Genomic DNA, 17,976 nt, shown 5'->3' with positions numbered 1-17,976 from the left:
AAGCTCCAGGTTCGTCATGCTGCCAGACGACTATTTACTTCGCTTGGTAAGCGTCATAATACTTTTGGTAAATGGACACATACGTATCAATGTTCATCTTCTTCAGTTGAGCGATATAAGCATCCCAATCCGCTTGCGTGAAGCCGTTCATAACAAATTGTGCAAAGTTCGTGGAATAGAAGCCATTTTTCTCGCCCAGGTCCAGCTCGATTGGAGCCAGCGTCTCGATGTCTTCTGTCGTCATAAGCATGGATGGCAAAATTTCTGTTGGCGCGAAAGCATCGTACATATTGTAATAAGTGCGCTTCTCATCCGCTTGAGCATCGATATAACGATCTACCATTTCCTTCAGCACAATCGTTACTGCACCGTTGCCGGGTGCTTCGGAATGCTTGAACGCTCCGAACGCCACACCTTCTGGAGCAGGAAGCTTCTCAATGGAACCGTCCGCATTTTCTTTGGAGGTCAGACCGAACGGACCGGATTCGAACTGGAAGCTTTGTTTCTCATCATAGATGCTATCGATCCACTTCATCGTAACCTCAGGGTTCTTGTTGCTGCTCGTGATTGCGAACGAGCCGATGCTGAAGCCTACAGGCATACGCAGCCAGCCTTGCTCGCCATTGGCGCCTTTGAGCGGCGGTACAGCTACATAATCATGTTGGACATCGCCGAAGATGGAGCCAAGCGAATAGCTGAAGAATGCGCCAACCTGCGGCACTTCACTGCGAATCTTCGTTTGGTACGCGTTCAAGTTGTGCGTGAACACCTCTTGATCCATTAAACCTTCTTGGTAGAGCTTGCTCATGAATTGAAGATAGGTCTCATATTCCGGCTGCTCTGGCGCATATTTCACCTTGCCGTTGTCAATATACAAATGATTGCGGTTGTCGTCATTCGGGATGCCGAAGGCGCCTGCCATTGCGTTAGTGTTATTCTGCGAGTTATTGCCGAAGACAAAGGAGAATGGGATCTCATCCGCCTTCTTATTGCCGTTTGGATCCTTTTCCTTGAACGCTTTCAGCACATTGTAGAACTCGTCGACTGTTGTCGGCATTGCCAATTCAAGATCATCCAGCCATTTCTTATTTATAAACATAGCCGAAGGAATGCCATTGAAATCACGTTCTACCGTTGTTGGAAGTGAGTAGATATGTCCATCCGGCGCAGTCAACTGCTTCTTGAATTCCGGACGTTGCTCGAATACCTTCATCAGATTAGGCGCATGCTCCTCGATAAGCTCATCCAGCGGTATTAATGCGCCTTGGCTGCTCAGCTTGATCACCTCTTCATCCTTCAGCACGCCTCTGCCGAAGAACGCATCCGGAAGCTGACCGCTGGCGATCGTAATATTCTTTTTCTCAACCAGCTGCTCTGTGCTGACCATGGTCCATTTCACATTGACATTGGTTTGCTCCTGCAGCTGCTTGAACATCTGCATCTCGTTGTAATCCTTTTTTACCTGCGGATCTGTTGCCGCGAATATACTCAGTTCAACCGGCTGATCAAGAGGGAACTTGATGGCGTCCTCAACCGGCGCGTTGCTCTCCTGAGGATTTGCGCTCTCATTGCCGCCATTGTTTCCGTTGTTGCCGTTGTTGTTGCCGCCATTGGAGCACCCCGCAGCTAACATTGTCATCGTTACAAGCATTGCCGTACTGGTTACGAACCATTTTTTTCTCATTTTTTTTGACCTCCTATATAGTAGTAAAGCATCTATTCATGAAGCTCAGTTAACCTTTCACCGAGCCGATCATGACACCTTTGACGAAGTAGCGCTGCAGGAACGGATACAGCACAAGAACGGGAAGGCTGGAGACAACAACCATACCATATTTGATAAGCTCGGATACCTTCTGCTCCTCTGCCGCATCACCCGAGGCGTCAATGAGGTCCATCTGTGCTTCGCTAATGATCAATATTTTGCGAAGCACGATTTGCAGCGGATGCAGGCTGGCATCATTCAGATAGATCAGTGCCTGGAAGTAAGAATTCCACATCGCCACCGCATTAAACAGGACCATAACCGCGATGATCGGCAGAGATAACGGCAGCACCATTCGCACGAAAAACTTGAAGTTGCCGCAGCCGTCCATCATTGCCGCTTCCAGCATTTCCTGGGGAATATTAGACTGGAAGAAACTTCTTACGATGATGAGCTGATAGACACTGACCGCACCGGGTACAATCATGGCCCACATTGTATCGACCATGCCAAGCTCCTTGACCAGCAGGTAGGTTGGGATGAGCCCTCCATGGAAGAACATGGTGAACAAAATAAGCATCATCAGTGTGCCTGCCATAGGAAGATCCTTTCTGGACAAGGCATATCCGCCTGTAATAATAAGTGAAACTCGAAAGATCGTACCGAGTACGGTGTATATAATGGAATTGGTGTATCCGTTCCAAATTTCCGCATCTCCAAAAATTCGCTCGTATCCGATCCACGAAATATCTTGCGGAATAAACAGCACCTTCCCGGCATTGACCAGATCAGGATCGCTGAACGAAGCAATAATTATAAAATACAACGGATAAATGACGATGCCGAGAATAACAAGAAAGAATACGATATTGGTCCAATCAAATAATTTATCACCTTTGCTGCGACTCCATGTTTCCATCGTGTTGACTCCTCTCTACCATAAGCTGTTCTGGCCAAAGCGCCTCGCTATGAAATTAACTGTCAGCAGCAGCAAACAATTGATAACCGAGTTAAACATTCCAATCGCAGCGGAATAGCTGTACTGTGCGCCGATCAGGCCGGTCTTGTACACATATGTCTGGATGACCTCTGCCGAAGAAACGTTAAGTGGATTCTGCATGAGATACACCTTCTCAAAGCCAACGGACATAAAGTTGCCGACGCTAAGGATAAGCAGCACGATGACTGTAGGCATAATGCTGGGCAGGTCAATATAAAGAATACGTTTTAATTTATTCGCTCCATCCACAACTGCGGATTCATGCAGCTCCGGATTGATAGCAGTTAGCGCGGCCAAATAAATAATCGTTCCCCAGCCTGCATTCTGCCACACACCCGACCACACGAAGATGGAAGCGAACCAGTCCGGCTTAGCCATAAAGAAGATCGTCTCCAGCCCTAGCGTATCCAATAGCTGGTTTATGATTCCGTTTCTTGGAGACAGAAACAAATTGAGCATCCCTACGATGACGACGGTTGATATGAAATGAGGCGCATACGTAACCGTCTGAACCAGCTTCTTGAAGCGTTTGCTTGTTAATTGATTAATAAGCAATGCCAGAATAACCGGTATCGGGAACAGCAGCAGCTCGTACAAGCTGATCGTCAAGGTGTTCGTAAGCACATCCCAGAACTTGTAGCTATCAAAGAATCGGAGAAAGTTGTCGAATCCGACCCATGGACTCCCGCTAATTCCTTTGAAGGGGGCAAAGTTCTTAAACGCGATTTGCAGACCATAGATTGGCCCGTACTCGAATACAGCGAAATAAAGCAGTGTTGGAAGCAATAACAAGTATAACTCGTAATGTCGTTTCCAGCGGTTTAACACATGACTCCCTCCAGTTTCCAAAAAATCCTATTGTTATAAAGCGCTTTCACCAAGGTGCCCAATCATCGTATCAAGCATGGCCACAGAGTACAATCAGCGAGATTTGCACGCATATGCGAAATATAAAAAACGCCCAAAACCGTTGATTTATCAAGGGTTTTGGGCGTTTTTCACTTATTGCGACGAACTTTCGTGCGGTTTCTGCATACGTTTTCTATACTCTCCCGGTGTGAGATGAAGCTCCGCCTTGAACTTGCGGATAAAGCTCGATGGATCACTGTAGCCAATGCGCTGAACAATCTCCGCTATCGTAAGATCTGTCTCTAATAATAGGCGCTTCGCTTCATCAATCCGGATGCCATTCAGATAATCCGAGACCGTCCGACCCGTCTGTTCCTTGAAGTAGCGAGTTAGATAGGAGGCCGATTGGGAGAAATGACTAGCCATGCCTTGAATGCTGAATTGAGAATCACTATATTTGGCATGCAGCAGCTCTATAATTTGCTGAAGCAGCACGTCCTCCCCAGGCTTCTCGCTTTTCTCCAGCAATGGTGAAATGTCGTCCAGCGTCTTCCATACGATGGCATCCATCTGTGCATAAGAGGTGCATTGGGTAAGCTCAATGATATCGGGATATGAGATAGATATGCCCCGATGGGCGGCTTCGCTTGTGACCGCTTTAAGGATTGTATGGACAACGTCGAAATATATATATTTGGCAGACAGCAACGATTGACTCCGTGCGTGAATCTGCACTAACATTCCTTCTACATAACCTCTTATCTGAGCCAAATCGCCTTCCCTTATGTGGAAGCTGAGCATGTCCAGTTCTCTTGCAGGGTATGCAGAAAATTTATCGTCGGCGGATTTCAACTGATCGGGCAGGATGACACGATCGCTTCCAGCTATCAGGTGAAATTGGAGTGCTGTCAACGCACCAATATAAGATTTGGGAAGATCAACAATGTCCTTGTATACCTCGCCTACACCGATAGTCCAAGGCATTCCTGTTTCCTCATCCAATTGCTTATGCCATGCTGACCAAGCTTCCTCATGATGTCCTGCCTGAATCCATATCCAGCGATGCGGCTGTATTGTCTCTACCTGATACATGTCAATCTCATCGGCAACAATCATTCTCCACGGGCATGACGTAGATGACGCTTGAACGGAGGAAATGGCTTGATCATTTGGATGCGCTTGCATACAGACGATTCTGAATGCCCCTCCAAGATGAATACCCAGCTCCTCACAGGAACGGCGGAAGGATTCATCATCACCGCTCTGACCTTGCAATAGCTGGGCAAGCAATTGCTGTCTGCGCGCAGGCTTGCTGAGCTCTACCTGATTCTCCAGAGTCAGACTCCGATTGCTCATATAATCAAATGCTGATCGAAGCTTGTCCAGTCCATGTCGAGACAGTCCATGTCGGGAGCTTCCCTCGGCATGCTGCAGCTTCTCGTCCGCAATGCCGATGAGCCTGCGCAGCGGATTATAATTCACATGCATATTAATGTAGATGATACTGCATCCAATAATTAATATAAGCGCAAGTACAATCGTCGTTTTATATTTGAGCTCATCTACCGGTTTCATTAGCTGTGTCTCCGACACAACGGTGATATACGTCCATCCGCTCGAAGAAGAGGTGATTCTTGAGACATAATAGGGTTCTCCGCCGAGCTGCTTGATTCCGCTAAGCTCCGATTCCGAATACAGCAGCTCCTTCGGAAGCTCCAGCTTATCGGACAACGAAGTAATAAGCTGTCCATCCTGATCCACGATGTATACATTGCTTTGCTCATACGGAAGGAAGGGCTGCAGCATTCGTCTCATCTCATTCTCCTTGATGAGATAGATCAACATTCCCTTGGTTTCAATAGCAGAGCCCGTCTTGGGGACGGGAACGGAATAAGAAATATAGGCATCCTTGGATGTCTCTTGCCCGTCGCCTATAGAGCCGGCAGCTTGAACATGCACCTCGGTTTGCTCCAGAAGCTCCTCGAATTGCTCATAATTCATCCACCCCTTCAGATACATTTGATGGAATACGGGCAATAGATACGTGCTTTGCGACGAAATAAGCAACGGCACTCCATGGGCTTTGTACACAACCTCCGAGAAAAACGTATTGGCATCCGCATAGAGACTGATCTTCTCCTTCGCCTCGTAGACGGCAAAAGCTTCTCCAAGCTGGTCGGGATCAAATTCTCGTTTGACCGACAGCTGAATAGCGATATTCCTCATCTCAGACAACTCGGTATCCATCGTATCTCTAACCTGCTCCAGCATGCCATGATTAGACTGAAGCACTTGTGTCTGGAGCATGCCTACAAAATATTGATAAGCAAAAAATCCGGTAACAAGAACCGGAAGTATAAGTAAGAGCGCATAGGAAATCAGGTATTTGTAGAACAAGGACATCTTGCCCAGCTTCATTATCATGCCAGTGCTGCTCCTTTGCTTCCATAGTAGAATCACAGATCCCGTCGGAAGTGCGATTCTAATAATTTAACATAAATCATTTGTACACGTACAGCATACGCTGAAACAATGATATCCAGTGCGAGGAGTCCTCACACTGGATACTATAGATGTGCTCATGAAGTTATTTAGATATCCGGCGTTCCCACATTCCATGGCACCTCGGATTTTGGTATAGCACGGTACATATGATCTACTATAAATCGATAGCCTTCAAGCTTGTGTACGGTATATTCGGGATCATCCCACAAATTGTGTCGTTCCAGCGGGTCTTTATTCAGATCGTACAGCTCACCATAGCTCCGATCCATATAATGCACGGTCTTGATTCCTCGATAAATACATCCCTTGATGGTTCCAGCCTCCATATAGACGGCATCCCGTACCTTCTTCTCCCCGGAATTGTCCCAATAGCCTGTATAAGCATAATTCGACAGGCTGTCCGGCACTTCGGCTCCGGCTGCTTCCAGGCATGTTGCAGCGATGTCGATATTAAGCACATCGTCCTTCACCTCGAAGCCCTTGAACCCTCGAATAGGCGGCTTGACGAAGAGAGGAACGCGCATCAAGCTGTCCGCTAGACATTGCATCTTCTCCACCATGCCGAAGTCGCCCATAAAGTCCCCATGATCGGAAGTGTAGATTATTAAAGTGTTGTCATAAAGATTATTTTCCTTCATGATACGGATCAGCTCGCCGACCTTCTGATCAATCAAGCTTACATTCGCATAATAGGAGCGTTTGGTCCTCTTGAACGTCTCTTCGAGATAATGTTTCACATAGATATCGGCGTATGAACCCATCTGTTTATGATGGGGCGGCTTCTCATCCAGATCGGAGTAGCTTGTCTCGGGAATCGATAGCTTCTCGTAATCGTAGAGCTCCGCATATTCGGTCCCTTCGCAGTCGTACGGATGATGCGGACCGGAGAACGACAAGGTGAGGAACCAAGGCTTATCGCCAGACTGGGCAGTACGTCCCTTCTTCTCCATCCACGCTTTGCCAAGCTCGCCCAAATAATCATCCAGATGATATTTGGTATCCACAGCCCAGGTCCCGCCGCTAATTAGCGTCTTATTCATGACCCCTTTCCTATCAACGCCATTCTCTGCCAAATAATCCAGGTAAGGCTGAATCGTCTCATCCGCGTAGAAGGCGCTGTGACCGTCAATAATCATCTCTTCATCATAACCCCGTTTAATAGAGGAGCCTGCAAAATGCTGCTTGCCGATAACAGCCGTATGGTAGCCCGCCTCCTGCAGACGGGACATAAAGGTGGTCTCATGAGCCGGAAGCTGCGTAATAAACGTTGGGCACTCGCACTCCGACGGGAATTTCCCGGTCATAATCGCTGCTCTGGAAGGTACGCATGATGGATTGGCGCAACGGGCATTGCTGAAAAACACGCTGTCCGCAATCAACTGATCCATATAAGGCGTCAACACCTCCGGATTGATACAAGAGAAGGTGTCATTTCTCTGCTGATCCGTCATCAGGAACAGAATGTTTGGTTTATTTTGATCGGCGGCCACTACACATTCCCCTTCCGTATCGTAATCCTCTTGACCGTATAATATTCTTCGAGGCTGTAGACGGAGCAATCCTTGCCAATCCCGCTTTCCTTCACGCCGCCATGCGGCAGCTCCACCGAATAATGAGGACCGTTGACGCACACCGTGCCTACCTCAAGCGAATCTGCAATATGAAGGATATCGTTAATATCGGTGCCGAACACATAAGATGCAAGACCAAATTCGGTATGATTCGCCTCTTGAATGACCTGCTCCCGGTCAGAGAATGGCATAATCGGCATAACCGGTCCAAAAATTTCCTCCTTGCAAATTCGCATCGCCGGCGTCACATCGGTCATAATGGTCGGCTCCAGATAGTAGCCCTTGTCGTGACCTACAGGGATGCCGCCTCCTGCCGCAATGGTCGCTCCTTCTGCTACTGCGCTTGCAATCAGCTCCTGAACTCTGGAGCGATGGCCGGCAGATATCATAGGACCCATCCTCGCTTCCGGCTCGCGTCCCCAGCCAAGCGTAATTTGTTTTGCCTTCTCGACAGCTTTGGCTACGAAAGCTTCGTACACCGAATCATGAACGAACACTCGGTTCGGCGACACACAGATTTGACCCGCATTGCCGAATTTCAAATTAACCAATTGCTCGCTTGCCGCTTCCACATCCGCATCAGCAAGCACAATAGCTGGCGCATTGCCTCCTAGCTCCAGAGAAAAGCGCTTGATCGAGGTAGCGGATTGTCCCACGATCGCCTTGCCTGCCGACGTCGATCCGATCAAGGTCAGCATACGCGGAATATCGCTTGTGTTCATCACTGACGCAAGCTCAATCGTATCGCCTGTAATCAGGTTGATGACTCCCGCAGGGAATCCGATTTCCTGAGCGATTTCACCGATCAACAGTGTCGTCAGAGGCGTCAGCGGAGATGGCTTGATAACACAGGTACAGCCTGAGGCAAGCACGGGACCCAGCTTGTAGCCTAGATTAAGCAGCGGAAAATTCCAGGCCAGATAGCCGACAACAACGCCTACAGGCTGCCTCTTCATCAGGCTCATGAAGCCTTGATCCTCATCCTCGATGATTCGGCCATGCAATCGCTTGGCCTCCTCATAATAATATCTCAAGCATCTTGGCAGCATCTCCATATCCTCAATCGCTTGAGCAAGCGGCTTGCCCGTTTCGCTCATGAGGGTATCCAGAATTTGCTCACGCCTTGCTTCTATAGCCTGCGCCAGTCGCTCCATCCATTCTCCTCGCTGCTTCAGCGAGAAGCTTGACCATATAGGGAAGGCTTGCTGTGCCGCTTCGAGCGCCGCTTGCGCTTGCTCCTCCGTTGCTTTCAGCAGAGAGCCCGCTTCTTGCTCAGTTGCCGGATTCTGTACAGCTAATGTCAGTCCTAGACCCTGGACCAGGCTGCCGCCGATATAATGTTTGTACATGTCCCCTCCAGCTCCAATCCACTAATAAAATATAAATATATATTTAAATGATATCGGCGACATTTGGAGATGTCAATGTGTTTTTTGAGCGGCGGATTAATTTGGGAAATCTTTCAGTTTAATTTATATATGATATTGTTGATTAAATATAAAATGTAATTTATAGTTCAAGTAATACCTTACAAGGAGTGATGTCATATGGCAACCGCCAATCGTCCCCATGTTTTTTTCTTGATGTGCGATGAGCTGCGAGCGGACAGTCTGGGGTTTATGGGCAATTCAGTCGTTAGAACGCCTCACTTGGACGAGCTTGCTCAGGATTCTATTATTTTCGAGCAAGCCTATACGAACTGTCCCATGTGCGTGCCCGCGAGGGCCAGTCTCATGACCGGTCGAAATCCGCTCAGTCACGGCATTCTTGACAATGCCATGCGCATGGTAGAAGATGAGCAGCCGCTGCCCGAGCTGCTTCGCAAGCATGGGTATACAACAACGATGTATGGCAAGCTGCATGTGCACCTGACACCGGAGCAATGCGGCTTCGATGAATTCATGAACGGCTCCCCCGATCCCTATACAAGCTTCCTCGGAATCAAGGATGCCGACATGCGGCGGAAATCCACCTTTAAGAAGAATGAAGGCGATATTCCTCTTGTCATTCATGGAAAAAGCCCAACTCATCCCGATCAAACCTCCTGCTCCAGATTAACAGAGGCCTATATTGACCGTATTCAGAGCGTGTCTCATTGTGATCGTCCAATCTTCCATTATTTATCGCTCCTGGATCCCCACACGCCATATATGCCAACCCAGCCATACGCCGACATGTATAATCCTGCGGAGATGCCGCTTCCCGACAATGCCGGACGCACCCTTGCGGACAAACCTATTACGCAGCGCTACTTCCACAAAGTGCGCGGGTTTGACAAGCTCGATTTAGAGGACTATCGCAAAAGCTTGTCCAGCTATTACGGCCTTGTCACCCATGTCGACGATCGTATCGGCAAAGTGATCGCGAAGCTGAAGGAGCTGGACCTCTATGACAACTCGCTCATTATATTCACCTCGGATCACGGTGCGATGATGGGTGAGCACGGATTTATTGAAAAGTGGGGACATATGTATGAGCCAGTCGTCCGAATACCGCTTCTCGTAAAGCTGCCTGGCAACAGCAACGGAGGAATGCGTCATCAAAGCTTCGCCGAAATTATCGATATTATGCCGACAGTGCTTGATGCCGCCCATATCCCTGTTCCCCCTGAGGTTCAGGGAAAAAGTCTGCTGCCGGTATGTCGCGGCGAGAAGACGGTACATCGGACAGAAGCCCATAGCTCCTATTATTGCGGCTCCATCCACACCGAGCCTGCCCTTATGATACGCGACAGCAATTGGAAGCTTACCCATTATCCCGAACAACAATTCATTCACGACAAGCTGTATGGCGATCATTATTTGAAGTATTCCTCCTTCTTCGACGAGCCTCTTGTTGAAGGGGAATTATATGACCTGCAGAAGGACCCTTATGAGCAGCACAATCTGTTCGATGAGCCGGCGTATGCCGAAATCAAGGAACAGCTCCTATACAAGCTGCAGATTTGGAAGGCCGGGCTAGGTACGCTTGCCGACTACCGGGGACTGCCGCAGGCCGATATGAATACGGTCTATAAATTTATTTTGGATCAGACCAACAATTGGACCAAGGTTGCCGATGCCATCCAGGGAAAGAAGGGATTGACCCAATGCCAGAGACAGCAGACCGCCCCTTTGCAGCAATAGGCATATGGCGGGGCTAACAAATATAAGCAACCCTCTGGCAGGGTAAAAAGAGTACTACAATTGTATGGTATTGTGCATGGCTGTTCGTCCCGGAATATCAGTAAAATAAGGGCAGCAGAACATTTCAGATACAACTGGAGGGCATACCGTGGAACAGGATATGAGAAAAGTAAAACCATTAAATATGACCGATGCCAAGTGGACAACAGGGTTCTGGGCGGATCGCTTTCACTTATGTCATGAAGAGATGATTGACTCGATGGAGAAAGCTATTCATGTCAAGGAGAACGGCACCTATATGCCTAACTTTGAGGTGGCTGCAGGGCTTCAGTCAGACCGCCATTACGGGGAGGACTGGTCCGACGGGGATTGCTATAAATTTCTGGAGGCTTGCGCGCACGTGTACGCTATTACGAAGGACGCTGCGCTTGACCAGAAGTTGGATAAATATATCGGCTTCATCGCCATGGCGCAGGATCCCGACGGCTACATCAGCACCAACATTCAGCTAAGCCACAAGAAGCGCTGGGGACAACGCATCTACCATGAAGACTATAACTTCGGCCATCTGTTAACTGCCGCATGCGTTCATCACACTGCGACCGGCAAGACGAGCTTCCTGGAGGTCGCTATCAAAGCGGCCGACTATTTGAACGACACCTTCAACCCTTGCCCGAAGCATCTCATCCATTACGGCTGGAATCCTTCCAATATTATGGGACTTGTTGACCTTCATCGCATCACGGGCAATGAGACGTATATCAAGCTCGCCGATATCTTCATGACAATGAGAGGCGCAGGTTACGGCGGCGAGGATCAGAATCAGGATCGCACGCCGCTGCGGGAAGAGACGGAAGCGACGGGACATGCCGTCACGGCGGTCTATCTATATGCTGGCGCAGCCGATGTTTATTCCCACACGGGTGAAGACACTGTCATGCGTGCGCTGGAGAACATTTGGGACAATATGTATACCCGGAAGATGTATCTTACGGGCGGCATCGGCTCCATCTATAATGGTCTATCCCCCAATGGAGACAAGATCTGGGAAGCATTCGGCACGGATTACCACCTGCCTAACCGGTCCGCCTATACGGAGACATGCGCCAATATCGGCAATGCGATGTGGTCGATGCGTATGTTCAACCTGACCCAGGATCCGAAGTATATGGATGTATTCGAGAAGGTCGTTTATAACAGCCTGCTGGGCTCCATGACGCTGGACGGCCATCATTTCTGTTATACGAATCCGCTGGAGACTAGAAACGGCAAGCTCTTCAACCATCATTCGGCGCAAACGCAGCATTTCAGAACAGAGAGATGGTTCACGCATACATGCTACTGCTGTCCGCCGCAGGTGCTTCGCACAATAGCCCGACTGAATCAGTGGGCTTATGGCCAATCCAGTGACGGCTTGTATATTCATCTGTACAGTGGCAACGAGTTGAATACGGTGCTGTCCTCCGGCGAGACGCTGAGCCTGACGATGAAGTCCGGATTCCCTGCCGAAGAGACGGTGTCGATTACGATCAACAGCTCGCTGGCTGCCGAAACCGCCATCCATCTTCGGATTCCGCAATGGGCTGAAGGCGCAACCGTGAAGGTCAACGGGGTGCAGCAGGACCATACAGTTGCAGGCTCCTATTACGAGCTAAAGCGCAAATGGCAAGCCAACGATCAGATCGAGCTGGTACTCCCTATGGTGATAAAACGTATTGCAGCAAATCCGATGGTCGAGGAAGCTCGAGGACAGGTTGCCTTCATGTACGGACCGTTTGTCTACTGTCTGGAGAGTATCGATCTGCCTGAAGATGCCGTCATTGACCAAATACGTATTCCGATTACTACGCAATTCGAGGCACGATATAACGAGGAGCTGCTCGGAGGCGTCACTACATTACAGGGCACAGCGCTCAAGATCGCGCAAGCGGATCATTCCGACACACTCTACAAGCCTTTTGAATGTCTGGATATGGCAGATATCAATGTGACGCTTGTTCCGTATTACGCATGGAATAATCGGGGTCAGACCGATATGTCCGTCTGGCTGCCTCTAATCTAATACGCTTCATGTCGCCGGCCTTGGACGAGACCTCTCGTTCAGGGCTGGTCTTATTGAAAGCTTCCCTTATCATAATATCCCTTCTTGACATATTCCGTAGGGCTGTAACCTGTAACCTGCTTGAATACACGGGTGAAATAATACGGGTTGTTGTAGCCCAGCTTCTCGCTGATCTGCGAAATATGGAGTCGGCTTTCACTAAATAGACGAATGGCCTCCTTCACCTTAGCCTCCATGATGAATCGGCGTATAGACATGCCCGCTTCTCTCGAGAATACTCTGCTCATATACGAATAGTTTAACTGCAAGGACTCCGCAAGCTGCTCGGACCGAATATCCTCATGGAGATGCCGCTGTACATAGGCTTTGACATCATCAAATAGCTTATGGCGTGTCCGATTAGAATCGATCACGTCCCGGTGCAATTCCAGCAGCAAATCCAGCGTACCGACATTCAGCTTCAGCTTGTCATATACGGTTCCCATCGCAAAGTGATGAAGAAGCTTGTTCATTCGTGCACAGATGCCCTGAAAGTCGCTGACCTTCAGCCGTTTCAGCTCAATGAATTGCGGCAGTTCGCCGTTCAAGTGACTCGTCCCCCAAGCATATGCAGTCTCTGCCTCCACCTCTACCGTCTCATGAACAGGAGGATCCTCCATGCCTGCCGCTCCGAACGTAATCCAATACCATTCGGACCCGGGCAGCGTTTGCGGCAAGCCGTAATGGCGTACACCACGCTTCATAAGGAAAACCTCGCCCGGCGAGATGATATACTCCGTGTCATCTTCGATAATGTGGACAAGTCCTTCCCTGACAACTATCAATACGTCGTGAGGCAATACGCGGTCCATATGGGCCCATAATGAGGTGGTCCTGAACAACCCCACATTATCCACGGCGGGCACCTGATCCGTTCGGAATCTGACGGTATGCTGCATAATCATCTCCTCCTTGTCCTCTTGTTTCATTCCATCGCTCCAACATAAAGAGGAATCGCGTGAACGATTCCTCCATACCAACATCTATATATCCTACCATTGCTGTATCCTAGGATTCAATATGACGAACGAGCTCACGTGCATTGGATGCAATCGCAGCATAATTGTGCGCCATGACATCACCATGCGAAACCAAGCCGCTTCCGGCACCGACAGCAATAGCACCAGCCCGAATATAATCGCCTGCAAGCTTGGGGGTAATACCGCCTACTGCGATTAATTTGACGTTGTTTAATGGTGCAAGCAGCTCCTTCATGTAGCCTGGACCGAAGGTCGTGCATGGGAACAGCTTCACGAACGGCGCTCCAGCAGCAGTGGCGCGAACGATCTCGGTCGGTGTAAGCGCACCGGGGATTGGTATACTGGAGCGTGACAGTGCCAATTCAATCAAATGCTCATCCATGTGTGGCGATATGAGAAATTCGGCGCCTGCTTCAATGGCCTGGATAACATTTTCTGCTGTTACGACGGTACCGGCCCCAATCGCCATTTTCCCTTCGTATGCCTTCCTTATCACACGAATGCCGTCAAGGGCACCTGCCGAATTCAACGTAATTTCGGCCACGCGAACACCGCCCTCATAGAGTGCTTCCATGACTCTAGGCAATCCCTCCAGCGGTACATGACGAAGAATGGCGACAACTTTGCTTCTTTCAATCTGCTGCTGCACGCTTAACATACATTCATCTCCTCTTTATACAACCGGTACAGCCTCGCCGCCCCGTACACGCTTAACCGTGCCGACTCCTCCTCCGGTACAACTCGAACGACAATATCCGGGTAATATTCACGCAGAATGGGTACAACGATGGACGGGAACAAACTTCTTCCATATAAGACGATTTCGTCGACGCCTTGCAGCATCTCCGCCGTCAACATCGCCATGTCCTGGCCTGCGATAACGCCTAACAAGAAGCTGGTCGACACCTGTTTATCCTGTTTGTCCAGCACATTAAGCGTCCGCACCTGGAAGAAAGCGCGGCCCGCTCCATATTGTATTGCCGCCTCTACGCCTTGACGAACCCAATACGGGTCAGGCAACGCTTCTTCGAGCGGGAGTGTGTTGTCCCTCAGCAGTGTATGCTTCATGACGGCCATCATAAGCTCGCCTGAGATGGACGTGCAGCAGCTGACAATACTGCGCTCCTGCATTTTGATCCACTTATGATGAGAGCCGTAATGCATGAACAGTCGTCCCTTGACATGCAGCTCCTCTGGCAATAGACACTCCATGTATCCCAGGAGCTCGGCTTCCTCGCCTCGAATCATATCGCGATCCGTCATTTGTTCTCCCACAAACTTTATACCGGGGACGAACAGTACAGGCTGCGGGAACAGCTCAGGGAATTTATGTCGTCTAATGAAGCCCGCCAATTCCGCAAGCTGTATCGGTCCCGGCAGATGTTCAATCTCCATTAATCCCGCGCTGGAGGTTATCATGCCGGAGGCGACAATGTCATGGACCTCCCTTACAGCCTCCGGCTCGGCCATTACAAGCTCTTCGTAGCTCTCTTTCAATGCTCTCCGCAACGCGGCATTGCTGCCGGATTGTGCCGTATCCCCCGCACCTGTCTCTTTTGTAACGCTTGCGAGCACCCTATCGCCATCAAGCAGTCTCATCCTGCAATTGGTTGTACCGCAATCAATTACGATTACTTTCATTCCATGACCCCCTCAACAAGCCGTATGGATTGATGGCACGCCTCAATCCCTCACTGCATACTTTTCGACTATTTCACGATTGATTTCCACTCCAATACCTGGCCCGTCAGGAATGGATACCATTCCGTCCGTCATCGTGATGGCATGTCCGATCAAATCGGCGCGGAATGGATGAGAGGATACATCATATTCCAGCATCGGCTGCTCCGGGAACAATCCCAGTGGAGTCGGCGCCAAGGAAGCAAGGAATTGAAGCGAGGCCGCGAGGCCAACTCCTGAGCCCCATACATGAGGAACCATCATTGTATTCCAGGCCTGCGCTAGCGTTGCAATCTTCTTGCATTCTGTGAATCCACCGGATGAGCAGAGATCGGGCTGCACAATATCAAGCGCGCCTTGCGCGATCCAGTGGCGGTATCCGAGCTTGCCGAACAAATTTTCACCTGAGGCGATTAACGTTCCCGTTAAATGACGAATCGCTTTGTACCCTTCTATATCTTCCGGCGCAAGCAATTCTTCCATAAAGTAGAGCTTGGAGGATTCAGACTCCAGCAACAATCTCCGAGCCAAGCCCGCATTATAGGCGCCGTTGGCGTCCGCCATCAATCGGATATCCGGTCCCACAGCTTCTCTAACGGAACGAATCAGGGCCAGATCTTCTTCAATTCCAAAACCAATCTTAAGCTTCATGGCACGAAGTCCATTTGCCTGATGCCGCAAGGCCTCCGTTACGCCATCTCCAGGATAGCTTCCCTTAGCCGTCCGATAGAAGCCGGTCGCATATGGCATGACCTGTGTACGGAACGTGCCTCCGAGCAGCTTGCTGACGGGCTGGCCGCAGCTCTTGCCTTTAATGTCCCATAAGGCGATATCAATACCGCTAATGGCATTAACCGCCGCGCCGCCTTGACCGTAAGGACGCGATAGATTGTACATTTCCTCCCATAGCACATCCGTATCATACGGATCTCTTCCGATAATTAGAGGCGCAAACGCATGTCTGATAAAGGCGGCAGCGATTTCCGGCGGCTGCAGCCCATGACACAGACACTCTCCCCAACCGGTAATCCCCGCATCCGTCTCAATCTCCACCAACACCGAGGAACGCTGCTTCACCCAGCCTTGTGAGAAATAAAATGGTTCCTCCAGAAGCGATTTCATGACATGCACCAGAACGTTTGTTATCCGCATCCCGTTTTCCCCTTTGCGTTCAATTATTTCAATTATACCGCCATCATTTGTTATGTCAAATATAATTTTATATATAAAAAGTTTATATCACTCATATTTTTTGTCTCGTCAAGCTCTTATTTACACAATAATCCCGGACAATTGGACAACATAAGGATAACATCCCAACTCCAACTGCAATGAGGTGCGCCATGATTGAATTCAGAAATGTGACCAAATCCTACAACGGCGGTGCTCCGACGCTCAAAGGCATTCATCTGGAAATCAAGCAAGGTGAGCTGGTTACCTTGATCGGACCTAGCGGATGCGGAAAAACGACAACCATGAAGATGATCAATCGGCTGGTAGAACCAACCTCCGGCCAAATTCTGGTGGACGGCAACGATATCGCCAAAACCGATCCGGTTAAGCTTCGCCGGAATATCGGATATGTCATTCAGCAGATCGGACTATTCCCGCATATGACAATCAAGGATAATGTAGCCATCGTGCCGCGATTAAAGGGGATGGACAAGTCTGCCTATCTGAAGCGGATTGATGAGCTGTTGGACATGGTAGGTTTAAACCCGGATCAGTATCGGGATCGATATCCCTCCGAGCTGAGCGGCGGACAGCAGCAGCGAATCGGCGTTATCCGAGCCATGGCAGCAGAACCTTCCATTATTCTGATGGATGAGCCGTTCAGCGCGCTGGACCCCATCAGCCGTGAGCAGCTGCAAGACGAGCTTATTCGGCTGCAGGAGGAAGTTAAGAAAACGATAGTATTCGTCTCTCACGATATGGATGAAGCATTAAAAATTGCGGATCGTATCGTGCTGATGAAAGATGGGGAAATTGTGCAGGCGGATACCCCGGATCGGATTCTCCGGCGTCCGAAGAACGACTTTGTCCGTTCCTTCATTGGTGAGAATCGTTTGAATGAAGGAACCGACATACTTGTCGTAGAGGATGTGATGCTCACGAATCCTGCGATTGTATTCCAATCACGCGGTCTCGCACACGGAGCGAAGCTGATGAAGCAGCATCGAGTGAACAGCTTGCTCGTAACGGACAAAAACCGTATGTTAATGGGCATTGTCACAAAGGAGATGCTGGAGGAGCAATACCATGAGGAAGAGATGCTGCTTCAACATATTATGCGGCCAGCCAAGGCATCTGCTGCCCCAGGTCAACCAATTACAGAAGCGGTAGAGCTGATGAAGACGCATAACCTGAGTCATCTGCCCGTTGTTGACCGTGATGGCCGCCTTGCCGGGCTTGTAACAAACTCCAGCTTAATTGATGCGTTGCTGAAACAGATTTAACGGA

13 protein-coding genes are annotated in these 17,976 nt (G+C 49.4%); 3 read left to right on the top strand and 10 right to left on the bottom strand.

What is annotated here, in order from left to right; all coding sequences use genetic code 11:
* Nucleotides 1-34 precede the first annotated feature (34 nt).
* The 6 genes from ACX1C1_RS15705 to ACX1C1_RS15680 form a co-directional block, all read right to left on the bottom strand.
* Nucleotides 35-1,684, bottom strand: coding sequence for an extracellular solute-binding protein (locus ACX1C1_RS15705; RefSeq protein WP_458953112.1), 1,650 nt, complete (start codon nt 1,682-1,684; stop codon nt 35-37).
* Between the two features lie 49 nt (nt 1,685-1,733).
* Nucleotides 1,734-2,624: a carbohydrate ABC transporter permease gene (locus ACX1C1_RS15700; protein WP_458953111.1), complete on the bottom strand. Its 891-nt coding sequence runs from the start codon at nt 2,622-2,624 to the stop codon at nt 1,734-1,736.
* Nucleotides 2,625-2,639: 15 nt separating this feature from the next.
* Nucleotides 2,640-3,533 (bottom strand): ABC transporter permease, encoded by an 894-nt coding sequence (locus ACX1C1_RS15695; RefSeq protein ID WP_458953110.1) that lies wholly within the window; start codon nt 3,531-3,533, stop codon nt 2,640-2,642.
* A gap of 174 nt (nt 3,534-3,707) precedes the next feature.
* Complete coding sequence (locus ACX1C1_RS15690; RefSeq protein WP_458953109.1) at nt 3,708-5,978, bottom strand: helix-turn-helix domain-containing protein; 2,271 nt, start codon at nt 5,976-5,978, stop codon at nt 3,708-3,710.
* 167 nt (nt 5,979-6,145) lie between these two features.
* Complete coding sequence (locus tag ACX1C1_RS15685) at nt 6,146-7,549, bottom strand: sulfatase family protein (protein ID WP_458957697.1); 1,404 nt, start codon at nt 7,547-7,549, stop codon at nt 6,146-6,148.
* Nucleotides 7,549-8,979, bottom strand: coding sequence for an NAD-dependent succinate-semialdehyde dehydrogenase (locus ACX1C1_RS15680; RefSeq protein WP_458953108.1), 1,431 nt, complete (start codon nt 8,977-8,979; stop codon nt 7,549-7,551). The genes ACX1C1_RS15685 and ACX1C1_RS15680 overlap by 1 nt, the downstream gene beginning before the upstream one ends.
* A 198-nt stretch (nt 8,980-9,177) precedes the next feature.
* On the opposite strand from ACX1C1_RS15680, the gene ACX1C1_RS15675 reads away from it, so the two are divergent.
* Nucleotides 9,178-10,755: a sulfatase family protein gene (locus ACX1C1_RS15675; protein ID WP_458953107.1), complete on the top strand. Its 1,578-nt coding sequence runs from the start codon at nt 9,178-9,180 to the stop codon at nt 10,753-10,755.
* A 148-nt stretch (nt 10,756-10,903) separates the two neighbouring features.
* On the top strand, nt 10,904-12,817 hold the full coding sequence (locus ACX1C1_RS15670; RefSeq protein ID WP_458953106.1) for a glycoside hydrolase family 127 protein: 1,914 nt from the start codon (nt 10,904-10,906) through the stop codon (nt 12,815-12,817).
* Nucleotides 12,818-12,867: 50 nt separating this feature from the next.
* Here the strand turns inward: ACX1C1_RS15670 and ACX1C1_RS15665 are convergent, their stop codons facing one another.
* From ACX1C1_RS15665 to ACX1C1_RS15650, 4 genes are all read right to left on the bottom strand, one after another.
* Nucleotides 12,868-13,785: a helix-turn-helix domain-containing protein gene (locus tag ACX1C1_RS15665; protein ID WP_458953105.1), complete on the bottom strand. Its 918-nt coding sequence runs from the start codon at nt 13,783-13,785 to the stop codon at nt 12,868-12,870.
* A 79-nt stretch (nt 13,786-13,864) separates the two neighbouring features.
* Complete coding sequence (locus tag ACX1C1_RS15660) at nt 13,865-14,494, bottom strand: bifunctional 4-hydroxy-2-oxoglutarate aldolase/2-dehydro-3-deoxy-phosphogluconate aldolase (RefSeq protein WP_458953104.1); 630 nt, start codon at nt 14,492-14,494, stop codon at nt 13,865-13,867.
* Nucleotides 14,488-15,477 carry a 2-dehydro-3-deoxygalactonokinase gene (locus tag ACX1C1_RS15655; RefSeq protein ID WP_458953103.1) on the bottom strand — a complete coding sequence of 330 codons (990 nt, stop codon included), beginning with the start codon at nt 15,475-15,477 and terminating at the stop codon, nt 14,488-14,490. The genes ACX1C1_RS15660 and ACX1C1_RS15655 overlap by 7 nt, the downstream gene beginning before the upstream one ends.
* Before the next feature lie 42 nt (nt 15,478-15,519).
* Nucleotides 15,520-16,668, bottom strand: coding sequence for a mandelate racemase/muconate lactonizing enzyme family protein (locus ACX1C1_RS15650; protein ID WP_458953102.1), 1,149 nt, complete (start codon nt 16,666-16,668; stop codon nt 15,520-15,522).
* 191 nt (nt 16,669-16,859) lie between these two features.
* On the opposite strand from ACX1C1_RS15650, the gene ACX1C1_RS15645 reads away from it, so the two are divergent.
* Nucleotides 16,860-17,972 carry a betaine/proline/choline family ABC transporter ATP-binding protein gene (locus ACX1C1_RS15645; RefSeq protein WP_458953101.1) on the top strand — a complete coding sequence of 371 codons (1,113 nt, stop codon included), beginning with the start codon at nt 16,860-16,862 and terminating at the stop codon, nt 17,970-17,972.
* Nucleotides 17,973-17,976: the final 4 nt, after the last annotated feature.

Source organism: Paenibacillus sp. strain BS8-2 (assembly GCF_054483835.1).
Note: the sequence above shows the minus strand (reverse complement) of the source record. Positions and strands in the feature narration are given on the sequence as shown.

Bases quoted from the DNA above. Each gene is read 5' to 3' on its own strand.
- ACX1C1_RS15655 (WP_458953103.1), bottom strand. From the start codon at position 15,477: ATGAAAGTAATCGTAATTGATTGCGGTACAACCAATTGCAGGATGAGA.
- ACX1C1_RS15650 (WP_458953102.1), bottom strand. From the start codon at position 16,668: ATGCGGATAACAAACGTTCTGGTGCATGTCATGAAATCGCTTCTGGAG.
- ACX1C1_RS15680 (WP_458953108.1), bottom strand. From the start codon at position 8,979: ATGTACAAACATTATATCGGCGGCAGCCTGGTCCAGGGTCTAGGACTG.
- ACX1C1_RS15705 (WP_458953112.1), bottom strand. From the start codon at position 1,684: ATGAGAAAAAAATGGTTCGTAACCAGTACGGCAATGCTTGTAACGATG.
- ACX1C1_RS15665 (WP_458953105.1), bottom strand. From the start codon at position 13,785: ATGAAACAAGAGGACAAGGAGGAGATGATTATGCAGCATACCGTCAGA.
- ACX1C1_RS15675 (WP_458953107.1), top strand. From the start codon at position 9,178: ATGGCAACCGCCAATCGTCCCCATGTTTTTTTCTTGATGTGCGATGAG.
- ACX1C1_RS15645 (WP_458953101.1), top strand. From the start codon at position 16,860: ATGATTGAATTCAGAAATGTGACCAAATCCTACAACGGCGGTGCTCCG.
- ACX1C1_RS15690 (WP_458953109.1), bottom strand. From the start codon at position 5,978: ATGATAATGAAGCTGGGCAAGATGTCCTTGTTCTACAAATACCTGATT.
- ACX1C1_RS15700 (WP_458953111.1), bottom strand. From the start codon at position 2,624: ATGGAAACATGGAGTCGCAGCAAAGGTGATAAATTATTTGATTGGACC.
- ACX1C1_RS15660 (WP_458953104.1), bottom strand. From the start codon at position 14,494: ATGTTAAGCGTGCAGCAGCAGATTGAAAGAAGCAAAGTTGTCGCCATT.